5 protein-coding genes are annotated in these 4,185 nt (G+C 40.8%); 3 read left to right on the top strand and 2 right to left on the bottom strand.

Translation table 11 applies throughout. From position 1 onward, the window contains the following. From VNZ46_RS08215 to VNZ46_RS08205, 3 genes are all read left to right on the top strand, one after another. Positions 1-1,098: zinc-dependent metalloprotease (locus VNZ46_RS08215; protein WP_325559602.1), on the top strand; the 1,098-nt coding region annotated here is incomplete at its 5' end. Positions 1,099-1,175: 77 nt separating this feature from the next. Next, a complete protein-coding gene (locus tag VNZ46_RS08210) occupies positions 1,176-1,580 on the top strand; it encodes an EVE domain-containing protein (RefSeq protein WP_133777840.1) in 405 nt (134 codons plus the stop codon). A gap of 80 nt (positions 1,581-1,660) precedes the next feature. After that, positions 1,661-2,233, top strand: coding sequence for a hypothetical protein (locus VNZ46_RS08205; protein ID WP_325559601.1), 573 nt, complete (start codon positions 1,661-1,663; stop codon positions 2,231-2,233). A 4-nt stretch (positions 2,234-2,237) separates the two neighbouring features. Here the strand turns inward: VNZ46_RS08205 and VNZ46_RS08200 are convergent, their stop codons facing one another. Together VNZ46_RS08200 and VNZ46_RS08195 are read right to left on the bottom strand one after the other, a co-directional pair. Beyond that, positions 2,238-3,425 (bottom strand): sodium:proton antiporter, encoded by a 1,188-nt coding sequence (locus VNZ46_RS08200; protein ID WP_325559600.1) that lies wholly within the window; start codon positions 3,423-3,425, stop codon positions 2,238-2,240. 16 nt (positions 3,426-3,441) lie between these two features. Then, positions 3,442-3,963, bottom strand: coding sequence for an acyl-CoA thioesterase (locus tag VNZ46_RS08195; protein WP_199081555.1), 522 nt, complete (start codon positions 3,961-3,963; stop codon positions 3,442-3,444). Positions 3,964-4,185: the final 222 nt, after the last annotated feature.

The following is a 4,185-nucleotide window of genomic DNA, read 5'->3' as shown; positions in this document are numbered from 1 at the left end:
CTGCGTGATAAAGCTTTTGTGGAAGCCAACGGACATACACCGTCTATTATGGATTATGCCCGCTTTAACTATGTGGCACAGCCTGAAGATAAAATTTCTCCTAAAGGCATCTACCCAAGGATAGGAGATTATGATAAATGGGCCATTGAATGGGGCTATAAATTGTTGCCTGAGGCTAAATCTCCGGCGGCTGAAGTTCCTGTGCTGAATAAGATTTCTGTGGAGAGACTGAAAAACAAGCGTTTGTGGTTTGGTACAGAAATGAACCCGGATGATCCGCGTTCGCAAAATGAGGATTTGGGCGATAATGCCATGATTGCAAGCACTTACGGGATTAAAAACCTGAAAGTAATCCTGGCAAAATTACCGGAATGGACCAGAAGTGCAAATGAAGGCTACGATGATCTGGAGAATATGTATGGTCAGCTGACTGGTCAGTTTAGCCGCTACATGGGGCATGTAGCAAAGAATATTGGAGGTATCTATGAAACTCCAAAAACAGTTGAGCAGGCTGGAACGGTTTATGAAAGAACTCCTGCAGCTATGCAGAAGGAAGCATTGGTATTTTTAGATCAGAATCTGTTCCGTACCCCTTCCTGGTTATTAAGCCCGGAGATCCTGAACAATACAGGAGCAGATCCGGTAGAACTGATCAACAGGTTGCAGGCACCGGTATTAGGTAGGTTATTAAGTTCGGCAACTTTATCGAAGCTGATTTCGGCGGAAGCTGCAGATGGGGCATCTGCTTATAAGATTACCGACCTGTTTACAGATCTTCAGGGCAGTGTATTTACTGAACTGAAAACCAACGGAAATATTGATGTTTACCGTCGTAACCTGCAAAAAGCTTATGTAGAAAATCTGATTGCAGTATTGAAACCTGCCCCTGCATCTGCTCCTTCAGGACCTTTATCTATGGGAGGAATGGACAGAAGAATGAGTCCTTCAAGGAATGATGTGGTTTCTGTGGTTAAAGCACAGTTAAGATCGTTGAATTCGGCAATTAAATCGGCAACTGCACAGGCCTCTGGTTTGAGTAAGTATCATTTGCAGGATCTTTCTGAACGGATAGATACTGCACTGGATCCGAAAAGTTAATCCACTTTATAACGATTTAAAAGCATCCTGATTTTTCAGGATGCTTTTTTTGTAAACATATTTTTTACTTTTGCCCCATGAACTACTTTTTAGTTAAATCAGAACCTTTCAAATACAGCTGGGAAAAATTTAATCAGGATGGCCGCACCTTTTGGGACGGCGTACGCAATTACCAGGCACGCAATAACCTTAAAGAAATGAAGGAAGGCGATCTTGTCCTTTTTTACCACAGTAATGAGGGTAAGCATGTGGTTGGCGTAGCTAAAGTAGTTAAAGAGTTCTATCAGGACCCGACAACGGATGATGCCAATTGGGTAGTTGTGGATCTTGCGCCTGTAGAAACCTTAAAACACCCGGTTACACTGGAGCAGATCAAGGCTGAAGAAAGTTTGAAAGACATTTCTCTGGTTAAACAGGGGCGATTATCTGTGATGAAATTAAAGGCCGAAGAATTTGACAAAATTCTGGAGATGGGAAGTTAGAAATTACTTTTTTTTGACAATTTTCAAACTTTATTTGTTTTGCCGCGGTTATTTCCTAAATTGGAATAAAATAGCTGCTTATGAAAAGACATGTCTGCACCCTTCTCACTTGCCTTTTAATTGTAAGTAAATTAAAGAGCTCTGCACAGGTTAAGCCTTGCATGGCGTTAATCAATACCGGGAAAGAAGTATTTAAAGGTGTTTTGTATCAGGTTACTCCGGATAGTATAGGTGTTAAGGGAGATACTTCACTTGTTTTTTTTAGACCTGGAGAGATTAAAAATATCAAACTCAAAGAGATCAAAGGTTTTGAGTATAAGAAATACCTGAACTACGAGCCAAAAAGTTACGATAAATTTTCAACTAAGATGGTTCCTGTACGCAAATGGGGCGAAAAAGATCCAACCATAGAAGAAGAACTCAGCGGGAGGATCATCACCAGCTTTTACAATACTGCACTTAACAGTTTAACCTCTTCCTGGGGTTTTATGAATAAAAGTCTGGCTAATATTAAAATCAATTACGATGAACGTATTTATAAGGAAGAATTCAAAGACCTTACTTATCGTTCGCTGGCCTATCAGTTGGACCCGGAGCATAATGCTTCTGCACCTGAGGAGCTTAGAGCTGCTCTGAATAGTAAAGACAATTAGAAGGTCATTCCTCAATAGCTTTTACCTTCTTCCTGGAGGCAAGAAGGCCTATACTCATGATTAAGCTTGAACCAAGTACAACCATAAATAAGAATGCTGGCCCTACCTGCGGCATTTTTAAAGATGCTGGCAGATTAAAATAAAGTAGGATACTGATCAGACCCCTTGGTGCAATAAATGTTTCTGCTCCGCTATTTTCTTTCCTGAACAGCCTTAAATAAGTAAACCTGATCACGAATATGGAAGCCAGTATAAACAATCCGTTGGCTATGATGTCAACATTGTTCAGGTCGTAGATGTTCATGGTGAACCCAAAGATCACAAAGAAAAATGTGCGGATAATGAAGGCGCTTTCTGCCGAGAGCTGGTAGAGTTGTGTCAGGTCATTTGACAGGTTCTTATAAATAAATATTCCTCTAAACCAGGCGTGTTCTATGGCATCGGCATTGTTCAGGAACAATCCGAAAGATAGGATGAGCACAAGGGAAGAAAGGTGATAAGATTGTCCGATGGCATACACCAGGATCAGGATAGAAATGATCAGAAAGAACTTGATATGATGAGATAGTTTTCCCATCAGGTAAAGCAGTAATATACAGGATATAGCTGAAAAGATAATGATCAGTGCGGTATTCATGGCCAATCCTGTAAAAGATGAAATAGAGATGTTGGGATTGGAAATGGCAAAGTTGAACAGGATAATACCCAGAATGTCTGAAAAGGAGGATTCATAAATTATGAATTCTTTTCCTTTACCCGTAAGGGCCGCTGCCGAAGGAATAGCTATGGCTGAGCTGATCACGCTGAACGGGATGGCGTTGCTGAAGCAAATATAGAATTCTCTGCCAGTGATCTGATAGATAATAAATGTAATGATACTTACTGTGGCGAAGAGAATGACCAGGGCCGAGAGAAAGGCCCCTTTGATCAGTTTGTTTTTGTGCCGGTCATATTTAAGCTCCAGGGAGCCTTCAAATACAATGAGGATCAAACCAACAGTTCCCAGCGCTGGCAGGATGCCCATAAAATTATAGGGATGGACATTCAATTTGTCTACCAGGAGTCTTAAACCTATCCCCAAAAGAAGCAGTAAAAGAACCGAGGGCAGTTTTGTTTTACTCGCTACCAGGTCAAACAGATATGAAAATATGACCAGGCCGCTTAAAATGATAAGTGTTGTATAGGTGGTCATAATTAAGTGCTGTTAGTTATTCCTTAAAAAACAGGGCCTTGAGTTCGAGGGCGTCATTTGCTTTCATTTTTCCGCCAAGGATAAGACGAAGTTGTCTGCGTCTTAAAGCCCCTTCAAATAATTCAATTTCATCGGTTGTTTCCGGAACAAGTTCTGGTACCGGGATCGTCCTGCCACTTTGATCTACTGCTACAAAGGTGTAATAGGCTTCATTAGATTTTACACGGCTTCCTGAAGGAATATTTTCGGCCCACACGTCCAGTCGAACTTCAACAGAGGTATTAAAAGCTCTGGTCACTTTCGCTTCTATCGTAATCACATCGCCAAGTTTTATAGCCTGTTTAAAAGAAACATTGTCTACAGATGCGGTCACAACGATCCGGTTACAATGCTTTTGTGCAGATATAGCTGCAGCAATATCCATCCAGTGAAGTAATCTTCCCCCCATCAGATTGTTTAATGTATTGGTATCGTTTGGCAATACCAGTTCATTCATAATGGTGAATGAATCCTTAGGGTTCTTAACTTTTATACTCATAATCTCTGCAAAAATAAACAAATTGTGCAACTTCATGTTATGGTATTGCATAAGCATCAAAAAAGCACCACAATTACAGCATGACCAATCAACTATTGATCCAGTATTTTCACTGGTATTATAATGAAAATGAACAACTTTGGGAGAAAACAGCTAAGGAAGCAGGAAATTTAAGTGCGCTTGGTGTGACCGGTGCCTGGTTACCGCCCGCCTATAAAGCCA

It is taken from the genome of Pedobacter sp., from assembly GCF_035566355.1.
Lineage (GTDB): Bacteria > Bacteroidota > Bacteroidia > Sphingobacteriales > Sphingobacteriaceae > Pedobacter.
Note: the sequence above shows the minus strand (reverse complement) of the source record. Positions and strands in the feature narration are given on the sequence as shown.